General features: G+C 62.3%; 14 protein-coding genes and 1 tRNA gene. 7 read left to right on the top strand and 8 right to left on the bottom strand.

From position 1 onward, the window contains the following. The first annotated feature begins 35 nt into the window (after window positions 1-35). Both LB515_RS11620 and LB515_RS11615 read left to right on the top strand, forming a co-directional pair. On the top strand, window positions 36-1,085 hold the full coding sequence (locus tag LB515_RS11620) for a threonine aldolase family protein (protein WP_224707793.1): 1,050 nt from the start codon (window positions 36-38) through the stop codon (window positions 1,083-1,085). Window positions 1,086-1,110: 25 nt separating this feature from the next. After that, on the top strand, window positions 1,111-2,004 hold the full coding sequence (locus LB515_RS11615) for an MBL fold metallo-hydrolase (protein WP_224707792.1): 894 nt from the start codon (window positions 1,111-1,113) through the stop codon (window positions 2,002-2,004). 10 nt (window positions 2,005-2,014) lie between these two features. Here LB515_RS11615 and LB515_RS11610 read toward each other — a convergent pair whose 3' ends face one another. After that, on the bottom strand, window positions 2,015-2,767 hold the full coding sequence (locus LB515_RS11610; protein ID WP_224707791.1) for a sulfite exporter TauE/SafE family protein: 753 nt from the start codon (window positions 2,765-2,767) through the stop codon (window positions 2,015-2,017). A 135-nt stretch (window positions 2,768-2,902) separates the two neighbouring features. Further along, complete coding sequence (locus LB515_RS11605; RefSeq protein WP_095766320.1) at window positions 2,903-3,370, bottom strand: Hsp20 family protein; 468 nt, start codon at window positions 3,368-3,370, stop codon at window positions 2,903-2,905. Between the two features lie 616 nt (window positions 3,371-3,986). Here LB515_RS11605 and LB515_RS11600 point away from each other — a divergent pair. Then, the gene (locus LB515_RS11600) at window positions 3,987-4,943 is read left to right on the top strand and encodes an alpha/beta fold hydrolase (protein ID WP_224707790.1); all 957 of its coding nucleotides are present in this window, start codon (window positions 3,987-3,989) and stop codon (window positions 4,941-4,943) included. A gap of 295 nt (window positions 4,944-5,238) precedes the next feature. Beyond that, window positions 5,239-5,691, top strand: a complete 453-nt coding sequence (locus LB515_RS11595) for a hypothetical protein (protein ID WP_224707789.1) — start codon at window positions 5,239-5,241, stop codon at window positions 5,689-5,691. A gap of 57 nt (window positions 5,692-5,748) precedes the next feature. Here LB515_RS11595 and hisN read toward each other — a convergent pair whose 3' ends face one another. Further along, window positions 5,749-6,522, bottom strand: a complete 774-nt coding sequence (gene hisN / locus LB515_RS11590; protein WP_140632455.1) for a histidinol-phosphatase — start codon at window positions 6,520-6,522, stop codon at window positions 5,749-5,751. 357 nt (window positions 6,523-6,879) lie between these two features. Further along, window positions 6,880-7,836, bottom strand: coding sequence for an N-formylglutamate amidohydrolase (locus LB515_RS11585; protein ID WP_224707788.1), 957 nt, complete (start codon window positions 7,834-7,836; stop codon window positions 6,880-6,882). Between the two features lie 150 nt (window positions 7,837-7,986). Between LB515_RS11585 and cpdR the strand changes: the two genes are divergently transcribed. The 3 genes from cpdR (at window position 7,987) to LB515_RS11570 (ending at window position 9,421) form a co-directional block, all read left to right on the top strand. Next, window positions 7,987-8,349, top strand: a complete 363-nt coding sequence (gene cpdR / locus LB515_RS11580; protein ID WP_006199474.1) for a cell cycle two-component system response regulator CpdR — start codon at window positions 7,987-7,989, stop codon at window positions 8,347-8,349. A 115-nt stretch (window positions 8,350-8,464) separates the two neighbouring features. Beyond that, window positions 8,465-8,539, top strand: a tRNA-Val gene (locus LB515_RS11575). A gap of 213 nt (window positions 8,540-8,752) precedes the next feature. Continuing rightward, window positions 8,753-9,421: an outer membrane protein gene (locus LB515_RS11570; RefSeq protein ID WP_224707787.1), complete on the top strand. Its 669-nt coding sequence runs from the start codon at window positions 8,753-8,755 to the stop codon at window positions 9,419-9,421. A 41-nt stretch (window positions 9,422-9,462) separates the two neighbouring features. On the opposite strand, the gene LB515_RS11565 is transcribed toward LB515_RS11570, so the two are convergent. The 4 genes from LB515_RS11565 to LB515_RS11550 all read right to left on the bottom strand — a co-directional run bounded on the left by LB515_RS11565 (window position 9,463) and on the right by LB515_RS11550 (window position 14,202). After that, the gene (locus tag LB515_RS11565; protein WP_224707786.1) at window positions 9,463-10,893 is read right to left on the bottom strand and encodes a tetratricopeptide repeat protein; all 1,431 of its coding nucleotides are present in this window, start codon (window positions 10,891-10,893) and stop codon (window positions 9,463-9,465) included. After that, complete coding sequence (fcl, locus tag LB515_RS11560) at window positions 10,880-11,848, bottom strand: GDP-L-fucose synthase (RefSeq protein WP_224631062.1); 969 nt, start codon at window positions 11,846-11,848, stop codon at window positions 10,880-10,882. The genes LB515_RS11565 and fcl overlap by 14 nt, the downstream gene beginning before the upstream one ends. Window positions 11,849-11,860: 12 nt before the next feature. After that, window positions 11,861-12,967: a GDP-mannose 4,6-dehydratase gene (gene gmd, locus LB515_RS11555; protein WP_224707785.1), complete on the bottom strand. Its 1,107-nt coding sequence runs from the start codon at window positions 12,965-12,967 to the stop codon at window positions 11,861-11,863. A gap of 80 nt (window positions 12,968-13,047) precedes the next feature. After that, a complete protein-coding gene (locus LB515_RS11550; protein WP_224707784.1) occupies window positions 13,048-14,202 on the bottom strand; it encodes a dihydrodipicolinate synthase family protein in 1,155 nt (384 codons plus the stop codon). Between the last annotated feature and the right edge of the window lie 171 nt (window positions 14,203-14,373).

Genomic DNA, 14,373 nt, shown 5'->3' with positions numbered 1-14,373 from the left:
CCGCCGCTTTCGCCAATCACGATACGGATTTCTCGATGTTCTTTGCATCCGACAACTGGGCGGGCGTCCATCCCGACATTTCGGCCAACCTGTCGCGCCATGCCGCAGGCATCGCGACCGCCTATGGCGACGGCGATCTGGACCGCGCCGTCTATCGTCGCTTCAACGAGATCTTCGAGCGCGAGGTGCAGGTCTTCTTCGTCGCGACCGGCACGGCGGCCAACGCGCTTTCGATGGCTGCGTTGAACCGCATCGGCGGCATCGCGCTTTGCCATTACGAAGCGCATATGAATGTCGACGAGTTCGGCGCGATGGGTTTCTACACCGGCGGCGCGCGCATGGCGCCGGTGGCGGGACCGCTGGGGCGCATGACCCCGGAGGCTCTCGACCGGACCATCAAGCGATATTCGCAGGACCTGGCCCCCGCCGGCCAGCCGATGGCGGTCACCGTGACCCAGGCGACCGAGGTCGGCACGGTCTACAGCGTCGACGATGTCAAGGCGATCGCCGAGGTCAGCCGCCGCCACAAGCTGCCGCTGCACATGGACGGCGCGCGCTTCGCCAATGCGATTGCAGCGACCGGCGTCAGCCCGGCCGAAATGACCTGGAAGAGCGGCGTCGATCTTATATCCTTCGGCGGCACCAAGAATGGCTGCTGGATGGCCGATGCGGTCGTGGTTCTCAATCCGGACGTCGGCAAGGATCTGCGCCTGCTGCGCCAGCGCGCCGGACAGACTTTTTCCAAGGCCCGCTTCATCTCGGCCCAGTTCGAGGCCTATTTTACCGACGATCTGTGGTTGAGGATGGCAGGCCACGCCAATGCGATGGCCGCGCATCTGGCCGAGACGATCGAGGATGCGCCGGCCGGCAAGCTCGCCTGGCTGCCGCAGGCCAACGAAGTGTTTGCCATCCTCGGTCGGGCCACCGCGGAAAAGCTGCAAGCGGCCGGCGCCAAATTCTACGAATGGGGCGTGCCGCAGGGGTTCGATGGCCACCTCGGCGACAATGAAGCGATCTACCGCTTCGTCGCCAGCTTCGCCACCACGACCCAAGAGATCGACCGTCTCGGCCAGCTGCTTGGCTGAGCTTGCGGCACTCGGGAGCAGCCAGATGACCAAGCCGCCTCTCGGCTCGACGATGCGGCTGGTCCGTCCGGCGCCGAACGTGCTGGGCTTCTATGACGGCCGCATCGAAGGCGTTCGCATCTGGTCGCACGAGCCGAACTGGCTCGACGACGGCGCTTACACGCTTGGCATCTGCACCTATGCGATCGTCGACTGCTCGCAGGCGCTTGTCTATGACACGCACATATCCCTGCCCCATGCCCGCTTCATCCGAAAAACCCTCCAAGAGATGGGCGTGACCTCGATCCGCGTCGTGCTCAGCCACTGGCATGACGACCATATCGCCGGCAACGAGGTGTTTGAGGATTGCGACATCATCGCCAACCGCCTCACCGCCTTGGCGCTCGAACGCGGCCGGGCCGACATCGAGGACGGTAATCCGCCGATCAAGCCGCTTGTGCTGCCCAACAGGGTTTTCGACAACAGCCTCAGCCTGACGGTCGGGGGGGTCCCCGTCGAACTGCGCCAGGTCGAGATCCACAACCATGACGGCACGGTGCTGCTGATGCCCGACGCCGGCCTGCTTTTGGCAGGCGACACGCTGGAAGACTCCGTCACCTATGTGTCGGAGCCGGAGCGCCTGAGCGAGCATTTGGTCGACCTTGGGCGCATGTCCAGTTGGCAGTTCGATCGAATTCTGCCCAACCACGGTTCCTTTGAGGCGATCGAAGCCGGCGGCTATGACAGAAGCTTCATCGACGCCACCGAGGCTTACGTCCGAAAGCTGCTTGCCTGCCGGCAAGACCCCGACCTAGCCAAGCAGGATCTGCGGACCTTCGGCGCCGAGATTTTCGCCACCACGGCGACCGAGTATTTCGCGCCATACGAAGCCGTTCACCGGCGGAATGTCGAAGCCGTTCTTGCGGCAAATAATAAGTAGGCCGCTGCAGCTAGGCCACAAAGGGCCGCAGCAACAACTCGACGCCGAGCAGGACCAGAAAAATCAGGAACCAGCGGCGAAAAATTGCCGGGCTGATCTTCCGGCGCAGGATTTGCCCCAGCCACATGCCGAGCAGGGCCGGCAGCACGGCAAGCGAGGACATCGCCAGATGTCCCGCCTCGAAGACGCCATGCGAGGCAAGGCCCAGCGCCAGGGCGATCGTCGATACGGTGAAGGAAAGACCGAGCGCCTGGATCAGATCGTCCCGGCTCAAGCCGAGCGCCTGGATGTAAGGCACGGCAGGCACTACGAAGACGCCGGTGCCGCCCGTGACCAGGCCGGTGAGGAAACCCACGGCCGGCGACGACCAGCGCTCGCTTTTCTCGGGAACGACAGGCTGCCGCGCGAGCAGGCTATAGGCGGCATAGACGATCAATGCCGCGCCGAGACCTGCCGTCGTCCATTTGACATTGTCGCTGGCGAGCAGCCGCGAGCCGGCGATCGTGCCGATCAGAATGCCCGCCATCATCAGCCAAAGCCGGCGCAGGACCGCCGAAAAACTCGGGCCGGCGAAAAGCTGCCAGACATTTGTGACGAAGGACGGCACGATCAGCAGCGACGCCGCGGTCACGGGTGGCATGATGGTGCCAAGCAATCCCATGGCCAGCGTCGGCAGGCCCATGCCGGTGACACCCTTGACGATACCGGCGAGCAGGAAAGTGATTGCAACGGTGAGTGTCAGCAGCAGGGAAAAATCGGACATCGCCCTTCATGATCCGCCGCTGCATGCTTCAAAAGAGCCAGAACGGCGCGTTGCCGGTGGCACAATAAAAAGCGGCGCCTCGCGGCGCCGCTTTCGTCTCGGGAGGGAGACGTTGTCTACTACGGGCCCCGCGGGTTACGCGGCGGCCTTGGTTTCGATCTGCTTGGCCTTGTCCGCGGACGAGGTGATCGCGATCTTGCGCGGCTTCAGCTCCTCGGGAATGTTGCGCTTGAGATCGACGAAGAGCAGGCCGTTCTTCAGCGTGGCGCCTTCCACTTCGACGTGGTCGGCGAGCTGGAAGCGGCGCTCGAAGGACCTCGAGGCGATGCCACGGTAAAGCAGCTCGGAACCCTCGCTGTTGTTCTCTTCCTTGCGCTCGCCCTTGACGGTCAGCACGTTGCGGTGGGCTTCGATCGAAATCTCGTCTTCCGAGAAGCCGGCAACGGCCATCGAGATGCGATAGGCATTCTCGCCCGTGCGCTCGATATTATAGGGCGGATAGGTCTGCGCGGTCTCGGGCTGACCGAGTGAATCGAGCATGGTGAACAGCCGGTCGAAGCCGACGGTCGAACGATAAAGCGGGGAAAAATCAACGTGACGCATGAGTGTTCTCCTTTTGAGCAACATGGTTTGCGTATGACCCTGTGCGAAACCCTCGAAAGGCGTTCCGGATAGGCCAGCGGCCCCGACATCGGCGGCCACAGCGTTCATTTGGGAAGCTCAAAAAGCCATTTCAAGGTTTCCTTGGTCGCAATGCAGCCACGTTCATGAACGGTGGATGAACCACGGCTTCGGCATCCGTTCAGTCATGCGGCATTAGGCTTTGGTCAAGTTCGAGCAATTCCAGGAAAAGTGTGAAGCGGTTTTCCGTCCGGAATTGCGTCAAGACAGAGAGACAAGCGGCGCCCCCCTTCCCTGCGCCGCGACGAGGCCGAACCGGGTGCAACGTCCCTTCCTCCCGGATCGACAGAGGCCGGAAGTGCACCGCAGGCACTTCCGGCCTTCCCCGCGCTACAGCGCCGCGCGTCCTCTGGACGCGCTAAGGACGCAGTAGCCCTTTTGATTTCGCGCATGATCCTTTCCGAATTCGATTCCGATTTTCGGGGGTCATGCGCGGCAACCGCGTAAATCCTCGCAACGCCTTTGCTTTTGCCGCCTGGCCGTCTATCACCATGCCGACGCCTCGCCCGTCCGGGCAAAAAACAAGCAACGACGCCGCATGACGGATCTTTTCCATCTGACCGAGGACAATCCCGCGCCGCAGAATGCCGCGGGCGGCTTCTTCACCACACGCGACGGCAAGAAGATCCGCTATGGCGTCTTTGCCGCCGTCAGCCGCCCGCTGCAGGGCACGGTGGTTCTGCTGACCGGGCGCAACGAATGCATCGAGAAATATTTCGAGACCATCCGCGATCTCGCCGATCGCGGCTTCGGCGTCGCCATCCTCGACTGGCGCGGCCAGGGCGATTCCAGCCGCCTGCTGCGTGACCGCCAGCGCGGCTATGTCCGCAGCTTCCGTGACTATACGCGCGATCTCGAGCAATTCTTCGAAGAAATCGTGCTGCCCGACTGCCGCGGCCCCTATTACATCCTCGCGCACTCCACGGGCGCGGTGATTGCGCTGCTTGCCTCGCCGTCGATGGTCAACCGGGTGCGACGCATGGTGCTGCTGGCTCCTTTTCTCGAGGTGCCGGACCTGCCGGTCTCGATCGCCACGGTCCGGCGCGTCTGCACGGTTTTCTGCGCGCTGGGTCTCGGCCGGCTCTATGCCGCGCTCGGTCCGCGCCCGAAAGTGCCGCCCGCTTTCGAGGTGAACAAGGTGACCTCGGATCCTGCGCGCTACCGGCGCAATGTCGGTATCTACGAGGCCTGGCCGCAGCTCGCGCTCGGCGGTCCGACCATCCGCTGGCTGAGGGCCGCCGCCGCGGCCGCGAAAGCCGTCAGCGATCCGGATTTCATGGCAAGGGTGAAGGTGCCGATGCTGATCGTCGCCGCCGGCGCCGACCGGGTGGTCTCGACCAAGGCGGTGGAGGCCTATGCCAGGAAACTGCGCGTCGGCTCGCTGTTGATGATTGACGGCGCGCAACACGAGATCCTGCAGGAGAAGGACATATATCGCGAGCAGCTCCTGGCCGCTTTCGACGCCTTCATTCCCGGCACCGGCGATGCCACTTGACGCCCGGTCGTGGGGGGCCGCCGCTGGCGGCGCGTTACGGCCGGCACACGAGCTTCATGGCCAATGTGTTCGCGACCTCGGCGCTCCGTCCGCCAAATCTCGGCTGAAAGCTGCCAGCGTTGCCGGCGTTGTCAGCTGCATAGTCATTCCCAATCCTGCGGCAAACGCGGGCACAAACGGCTGACTGGAAGGCGCGCCCGCGCGGGAGCGACACCTCGTTTCCGCCAAGGCACGGAGCGCTAGATACCTTCCGGGCGCCATGCGCCAGCTGAGAGTGCCGGGAGGAGGAACGGACATGAACGCATCGCTGTCACGTCAGGGGCATCGCCTGTTGCAGATCGGCGTCGCCCTGCTGCTGTTTTCGTCGTTCGAAGGATTTGCAATCCCGTACCTCGCCGCACCGCGCCTGGGGCTGTCGGCGCATACGCTCAGCGGCCTGGAGGCCGTTCTCCTGCTGGCGCTGGGTCTCCTTTGGGAAAGGCTCAATCTCAGCGCCGCCGCATCGCGGGTTGCGTTCTGGCTTCTGATCTATTCGGCTCTTGCCATTCTGGCCGCCTACGTGATGGCGAGCGTCTGGGGTGCCGGCAACGAGACGATGCCCCTGGCGGCCGGAGCCTTCCACGGCAGCGCCTTTCAGGAGACGGCGATCAAGGGCATCGGATATTCGTCGGCGCCAACCGGCCTCATTGCTTTCGCGCTCATTCTGTGGGGCTTGCGCCTTGCAGACCCTTCGTCAACCGAGAGCTAGAGCGCGCCGCAGTCTGCACCGGCTTTGCATGAAACGGTCTCTTGGGCCGCCTGGTGCTCAGCCGCGCAGCGCCGCCATCGCTGCCGCGTGAAGCTCGGGCGTCGCTGCCGCCAGTATGTCGCCGCCCTTCTCTGCCGGCCCGCCTTCGAAAGTGGTGATGACGCCGCCGGCCTTCTCGATGATCGGGATCAGCGCGACGATGTCGTAGGGCTTCAGGCCCGGGTCGGCGACGATGTCGATGCTGCCGGCCGCCAGCATGGCGAAGGCGTAGCAATCGGTGCCGTAGCGGGCGAGCTGCACCTTTGTCTCGAACTGGTCATAGCGCTTGCGCGCATCGCCCTGGAACAATGCCGGCGTAGTCGTGAACAGCGTCGCTTGCGCGAGTTCGGTCGTCTTGCGGGTCGCGAGCCGGCGCGGGCCGCCCGGTCCCTCATAATGCGACCCGGAAGCGTTGGCGTAGAACAGCTCGCCGGTGAAGGGTTGTGACATCATGCCGGCGACCGCCTCGCCGTCGACGGTCAGCCCGACCAGCGTTCCCCACACTGGGATGCCGGAAATGAAGGCGCGGGTGCCGTCGATCGGGTCGATCACCCAGACATGTCGGCTGGCGAGATTCTGGCTGCCATGCTCCTCGCCGAGGATGCCGTGCTCGGGATATTCGGACGAAATCAGCGCCCGGATCGCGCGTTCGGCTTCGCGATCGGCCTCGGTTACCGGATCGAAGCTTCCCGCAAGCTTGTTGGTGACCGCCCCCTGGCTGCGGAAGCGCGGCAGGGTTTCGGCGGCGGCGGCATGCGCGATGCGCCGCATGAAATCGGTGCTGATATCCAAGTCGCTCTCCCCCATCGCGGCCGTTGCCGGCTGCCTGTTTCTCGCCGAACAGGCGCGCTGAAGACCGGTCAGACGCCCGTTTTCTGTTGCCCGAATGTCACATCTGAACCGCCGAAGCGGAATTTCCACATCATATTGAATTAAAAAAGCCCGCTGTCGATTGACATTTGTGCGGCGCACAATAATTTTGTCATCGGACAGGTTTTCCTGTCCATGCCCTCCTTGGGCGTTTCCTCCCTAGACTTCGACCGTGTCGTGAAAACGATGCGGTCTTTTTTTCAGGCAATTCCGGGAAAGTGTGAAGCGGTTTTCCGTCCGGAATTGCGTATGCAAGAACTCGGCGCGCCAACCGCGCCGTCATTCCGCCGCAAGCGGCAAATCGACGAAATGGTGGTCGGGCATCGACATCAGGTCGGCCGAGAAGCGGGTCAGGTCGCAGGCCAAGGCGTCGAAGCCGGCCGATTTCTGGAACGTCCGCTCGTCCATGTAAAGCCCGCGATTGACCTCGATCTGCAACGCATGCAGATGCCGCGCCGGCCTGCCGTAATGTTCGGTGATGAACCCTCCCGCATAGGGCTTGTTATGCGCGACGGTGTAGCCCATGCGGACAAGCAGGCCGATGGCCATCTCGGTGAGCGCCGGCGAGGCCGAAATTCCGAACCGGTCGCCGATGATGAAGTCGGGCCGCACGCCGTTGTCGCCGACGCGTATGCTGGCCGGCATCGAGTGGCAGTCGATCAGCACGGCATAGCCGAACCTGGCATGCGTTCTGGCCAGGAGCCGCTTCAGCGTCTCGTGATAGGGCTTGTACACCGCTTCGATGCGCGCCACGGCCTCAGCCAGCGGCAGGCGGCCGGGATAGATATCGAGGCCTTCGCCGACAAGCTTCGGCACCGTGCCCAGCCCGCCGGCGACACGCGCCGAACGGATGTTGCAGAAGGACGGGACCGGCTCCGCGAACATGCGCGGATCGAGTTCCCACGGCTCGCGGTTGACATCGAGATAGGCGCGCGGAAAATTGGCCGCCAGCAGTGGCGCGCCGAGCGGCACGGCGCCGCCGAAAAGCTCCTCGACATAGCAGTCCTCCGACCGGCGGATGGCGTTGCGGTCAAGCCGCGCCATGGCCAGGAAGCGCTCCGGATAGTGGCGGCCGCTATGCGGTGAGTTGAACAGGAAAGGGACGCGCTGCTCGGCGCCCGATCGGATTTCGAAGGGTGGGACGACCGAAAAATCCTCGGCTGCCGTTTTCAATTTGCACGAACCAGGAAACAGCACTGCATCATGACGTAAAACTTGCCACCTTGCGTGCGGCATGTCCAGCATTTCGGGCGACGAAACCGCAGCTTGAACCGGATGCGGGACGCCCTTCATTCACTTGATGTTTACCGACACATCCTCATATACAGCATGGTTAACAGCCTTGCCCGGCGGCAGGCTTGGGGCGGGTGATTCGGACGGGATATGATGGCACGCATTCTGCTGGCGGAAGACGACGACGATATGCGCCGCTTCCTCGTCAAGGCGCTGGAACGCGCCGGCTACCAGGTAAGCGATTTCGACAATGGCGCCAGCGCCTATGAGCGGCTGCGCGAAGAGCCTTTTTCGCTGCTCCTGACCGACATTGTCATGCCGGAGATGGATGGCATCGAGCTTGCCCGCCGCGCCACCGAGATCGATCCGGACCTCAAGGTGATGTTCATCACAGGCTTTGCCGCAGTCGCGCTCAATCCGGATTCCAAGGCGCCCAAGGACGCCAAGGTGCTGTCGAAGCCCTTCCACCTGCGCGATCTCGTCAACGAGGTCGAGAAGATGCTGCAGGCGGCCTGAGCCACTTCGGCAGGCATCGACGATGCGCCGCACCGATGCGACAAACGGAAGCCGTCTTTCCACATTCCCGCTATTGACGCGCCGGATCAAAAGTGGTGTATGCGCGGCTTCGGATGGGCGTGTAGCTCAGCGGGAGAGCACTGCATTGACATTGCAGGGGTCACAAGTTCAATCCTTGTCACGCCCACCATCCTACCATTAAATTAGCCGATCTCCGCCAGTGGACCCCGAGCACACCGGCTGGGTATATTGCAGCCTCCGCCCGGCCTAGCCTCCGGTCGCGTGCGGCACGTCAGGCCAAGCTCCTCCAGCGCCACTGTTGCCGCTGTGTTACAGCGCAACCCCTGAAAGCCATGCTATCAACCCTTAGGTGCAATGGCGGATCGGGAGCGACAGGCGAATCATGAGGAAAGTTCTACTCACGTCGGCAATGCTTGTTGGGTTTTGTTCGTCAGCCTTTGCTGCGGATGCATTGTCGGTCGAGCCCACGTCCTACAATTGGACAGGCGCCTATATTGGCGCAGTGGCCGGCGTCAATTTTCTCCAGGGCGATGTGACGATCCCCAATAACGATCCTAGCGAATACGATGGTGATAGCACCTCGGCATCGGTTGGCGGCCAAGTAGGCTATCAATACCAGTTCGACAACAATTTCGTTCTCGGAGCGGAGGCCCGCCTGGTTGCGGTGTTCAACAAGAAGACGGTGCCGACAATCGACACTGAAACGTTCGAGACCGCTGCCGATTGGCAAGGCGATATCGTTGCGAAGGCCGGATATGCGATGGGCAATTTCCTACCCTACGTTAAGGGCGGCGTGGCCTTCCTGCACCTGCACGATACCGGATATAGCGTTCTCGGTTTTGGCGATACCAAGTTTGACAGGACTTATATCGGCTGGACGATCGGTGTCGGCGCCGACTACGCGCTCAATGACAAATGGGTTGTCGGCCTTGATTACGCCTACGCGCATTTCTCGGATCATAATTTCCAAGACGACAGCGCGTTGGTTGGTCCAACATTCGTCAAGCCTAGCACCCATACGGTTTCTCTGAGTCTGAACTACCGCTTTTGATCTCCCTAATGCAGCCGCGGCAAAGACCGCAGCGGCGGTCCCTATATTCGGATCCCCGCCTTCCAGAGTCGCAGCCGCGCCTTCGCCAGAGGACCGGACTGAGGCGTCGTCAATGGCCGTATGTGCCGTTTGATTCTCTTGAACAAGGCATTGGCCGGTTCCGCCTCCAGCGATCTTGCAATCATCCGCAGAGCCGGCTTCACCTTCCCGAATGTTGCATGGAGGATATGCGCCGAGCACGCCGCGGCGTAGGGATGCCCCTCTGCGGCCGCCGCGAAGAAGGACTCGAAATCCTTCGACATGACATCACCGCGCCATGTTCGGCAGACCAGCACGCCAATCGCTCGCAACGGCATTGCGGGAGAGGCTTCGAACTGACTTGTCAGGAGCGCTTTCAAAACGGCTTCGCCGGACCGATAGTCGCGTTCGCGAAAAAAAGCCGCCGCGATTTTGAGCGGATAGACGTCGTTGTGCGGATCCAGCGCGTGAGCCTTTTCCAGGATGTCTCTGGCCCGCGCGGGATTGATTTGATTCTCGAGATCAAGAAACGCGGTTTGATAGCCGAAGGCCGCCTCAAGCGGGTGGTAATCGCCCTGATGTCGGCTGAGTTCAGCCAGAATCATTTCCGCGGCTCTCGAACTGTCGAACAAGGTTTTCGGATGGACGAGACCGACATCGCCCATCGTCGATGCGACGGACGCATAGACGCTGCCGCCTGCATAGATTTTCTGGCACCGCGCCATCAGCCTCATCTCGAAGAATGCCTTGAGCGTCTCATCTGCGAATTCCGCCGATCCCAGATCGTCGCCCAGCAAGGCTCCCGTTTCGGACCGCAGATATTCGAGCGTTTCACGATCCTGACCGATCAGAAGAGTTGTCAGGCCTTTTGACGAAAGCTCCGACGCGACAGCTTTGACCAAGGTCGAGGCCACTACCTTGTCGCTGAAATGCAGCATGAAGCGATACTTGCCGCGCACGATGTCGCCGCTGCGAAGATGCACAGCGGCGATCGGCCCCGGAAACGGGCATCTGTCGGCGGCGTCGAGCGCCTGGTTCACGGCCCTGGAAAAACCGAAACCTCGCAATGTCTCCGATCGTCGGACGAATTGGGGTCCGCCCTGAAAATGATCCAGTATCTCAAACTCGTTGCAGATCCAGCCGCGAAACCTTCGCCGTGCCGCCGCGGCATCGAGACTGGCACGGCTAAAGGCTACCTCGTCCAGAACATCGAAACCCAATGGTTCGACCGTCTCCCCCAGCCAGTGCTTCTCGATGAAACCGGCGGAGAATATCTTGTCGACTTTCTCGACCGAGTGAAATTTATCGTCATGGATCGGCTTCCATGCAAAGCCGAAGCGATAGCCGAGCGAGTCGGCAAGCGCCTTGGCGTTGACCATAGCCAGAAGCCGGCCGCCCAAACCGTCCTCCCTGGTCGCCGCGATGAGTTTCGATTGAGAATCATGCAGCGCCAAGACGGATATCGCCTTTCTCGACATGGTCGAGGAACCAGGCATAGGTCTGTTCCAATCCATCTCGAAGCGAATAGGCCGGCCTCCAGCCGGTCTTGAACAGGCGCGAGACGTCCATCAGCTTGCGCGGCATCCCGTCCGGCTTCGTCGGATCGAACGCGATCTCGGCGCCGGCGCCGACGACCGATACGACGGTGCCGGCAAGCTCCGCGATGGTGATGTCCTCACCGCTACCGACATTGACGTGGCCGTCGCCGGAATAAGTCTTCAAAAGCCAGACAAAGGCGTCGGCGGCGTCGTCGACATGCAGGAATTCTCGCATCGGCCGGCCCGAACCCCACACCTGCAGGGTCTTTTGACCGGTTAGCTTCGCCATATGCGCCTTGCGCATCAGCGCAGGCACGACATGACTGCTGTCGAGGTCGAAATTATCGCCCGGACCATAGAGATTTGTCGGCATGGCCGAGATGTAGTCGACGCTATGTTGGCGCCGGTAGGCCTGGCAAAGTTTCAACCCGGCGATCTTGGCGACGGCGTACCATTCGTTTGTGGGTTCGAGCGGGCCGGTGAGCAGCGCGTCTTCCGGGATCGGCTGCGGCGCAAGCTTCGGATAGATGCAGGACGAGCCCAGGAACAGGAGCTTCTGCACCCCGCTGCGAAAGGCGGCCTCGACGACATTGGTCTGCACGACGAGGTTTTCGTAAAGGAAATCCACCGGGAAGCTGTCATTGGCCAGGATGCCGCCGACCTTGGCGGCCGCCATGATCACGGCGTCCGGCCGCCGGGCCTCCATCCAGCGGCGCACGCCGGCCTGGTCGAGAAGGTCGAGCTCGCTGCGCGCCACGGTCACGATCTCGCAATCCTCGCCGGCCAGGCGGCGCACCAGGGCCGAGCCGACCATGCCGCGATGGCCGGCAACGAAAATGCGCTTTCCTTTGAGATCGAAACTCTTGTCCATAAGCGCGGAGTCCTAGGTTGAACGGCCGTTGCGCCAAGTAGCGCCGGCGGCGCGCATCAGATCGGCCCGAACCATTTCCGCTACCAGATCCTTGAAGCCGATGGTGTGCGACCAGCCCAAAACCTTTCTTGCCTTGGCGGCGTCGCCGACCAGCGTATCCACTTCGGTCGGCCGGAAGTAGCGCGGATCGATCCGCACAAGCGCGGCGCCGGTGGCTGCGTCGATGCCGACTTCATCGGCGCCGCTGCCCTGCCAGCGAATGCGGTGTCCGGCCTCGGCGAAGGCGAGTTCCACGAATTCGCGCACCGAATGCGCCTCGCCGGTCGCGAGCACGAAATCGTCCGGCTCGTCATGCTGCAGGATGCGCCACATGCCCTCGACATAGTCGTGCGCATGGCCCCAGTCGCGACGTGCGTCGATATTGCCGAGATAGAGCGTGTCCTGCAGGCCGTGATGGATCGCGGCAACGGCGCGCGTGATCTTGCGGGTAACGAAGGTTTCGCCACGCGTCGGGCTCTCGTGATTGAACAGGATGCCGTTGGCGGCGAACATGCCATAGGCCTGGCGGTAATTGACCGTGATCCAGTAAGCATAAAGCTTGGCTGCCGCATAGGGTGAGCGCGGCCGGAATGGCGTGCTCTCGTTCTGCGGAGTTTCGATGGCCTCGCCATAGAGCTCCGAGGTCGAGGCCTGGTAGAAGCGCACCGATTTCTCGAGGCCGAGAATGCGGATCGCTTCGAGAAGCCTGAGCGTCCCCAGCGCATCCGCATTGGCGGTGTATTCCGGCGTCTCGAAGCTCACCTGGACATGGCTTTGCGCGCCGAGATTATAGATCTCGCTGGGCTTCGTCTCCTGCACGAGGCGGATCAGATTGGTCGCGTCGGTCAGATCGCCATGATGCAGAAAGAAGCGCGCGCCGCTCTCATGCGGATCGACATAGATGTCGTCGACGCGCTCGGTGTTGAAGGAAGACGACCGGCGTTTGACGCCGTGGACGACATAGCCCTTGCCGAGCAGCAGCTCAGCCAGATAAGCCCCGTCCTGCCCGGTAACCCCGGTGACAAGCGCAACCCTGTCTGCCAGGGCGACCTTGTCTGCCGGGGCGACTTTGTCCGCCATTGCCATGTGCGCCCGCGCCTACTTTTCGGCAAGCGAATACGATTTATCGCCGAAACGCAAATCCTCGCACGGGGACCGGCTTAAACGCCCGCGACCGCCAGCAGGGTCTTCATCCTGGCGATGGCAAGATCGGGGTCGGCCAGCAGCCCGGCCTGGTCGGAGAGCCGGAAGACATCCGCGTAGTGGCATATGCCGCGCGCCGATTGCATGCCGCCCACCATCGTGAAGTGGTCCTGATGCCCGTTCAGCCAGGCCATGAAGACGATGCCGGCCTTGTAGTATTCGGTCGGCGCCTCGAAGATTTTTCGCGACAGCGGCACGGTCGGCGCCATCAGCGCGTCATAGCCGGCCTTGTCACCTTCCGCCAGCTTCGCCAGCGCGGCATTTGCCACCGGCGCGATGGCGTCGAAGATGCCGAGCAGCGCGTGCGAGTGTTTCCTGCCGTCGCCGGCGATCAGTTCGGGATAGTTGAAATCGTCGCCGGTGAACATCACCACCCCGTCGGGCAGCCGGTTGCGCAGCAAGACCTCCTTCTCCGCGTCGAGCAGCGATATCTTGATGCCTTCGACCTTGCCCGCATGCCGCTCGATGATGGCGACGACCGTGTCGAGCGCGGTATCGAAATCGTTGCTGCCCCAATAGCCCTTGAGCGCCGGATCGAACATGTCGCCCAGCCAGTGCAGGATGACCTTGCCCGATGCCTGGGACAGCATGCGCTCATAAACGCGGGCATAATCGTCCGGCCCTTTGGCCACCGCCGCCAGCGCGCGGCTCGCCATCATGATTGCCTTGCCGCCCCCGCCTTCGATGAAGGCGAATTGCTCTTCATAGGCGCCGATGACGTCGTCGAGCGTCTTGGCCGCCGCCGGCGCCAGGTGATCGGTCCCCGCCCCCGACGCCACGTCGGCGCCCGGCACCGTTTTGGCTTCCGCGATCGAGCGGCGAATCAGCTCCTTCGCGCTCGCCCAGTCGAAACCCATCCCGCGCTGGGAGGTATCCATGGCCTCGGCGATGCGAAAGCCGAGCCGCCACAGATGATGGCGGAACGCCATCGTCCTGTTCCAGTCGACCGCTGGCCGCGACCCCGGATCGGTCATGGCGATGGGATCGGCAACGACATGGGCGGCGGCATAGGCGATGCGCGAAAAGCGTGCGCCCTCGATCGGTTCGACCGGTTTGCCGACAAGCCGGTAGCTGACGCGGTCGCCGTTTGCCGCAGGCAAGGTGATGTCCATGGAACTCTCCCGTGCGGTCGCTATAAATGGAACGTTCCAATAAATCAAGAACCTTTAGATTCACGGCATCCAAGCCGGAAGACATTGTGTCTCCTTCGGATAGCCCTTACATTCATTGACGTTTTGAACCGCTCCAATCAATTTTTCGAATCTCAGCGGAATCGTGATTGA

Source organism: Mesorhizobium sp. CA15, from assembly GCF_020165215.1.
GTDB lineage: Bacteria > Pseudomonadota > Alphaproteobacteria > Rhizobiales > Rhizobiaceae > Mesorhizobium.
The sequence above is the reverse complement of the archived record's forward strand: the minus strand, read 5'-3'. Positions and strand labels throughout refer to the sequence as shown.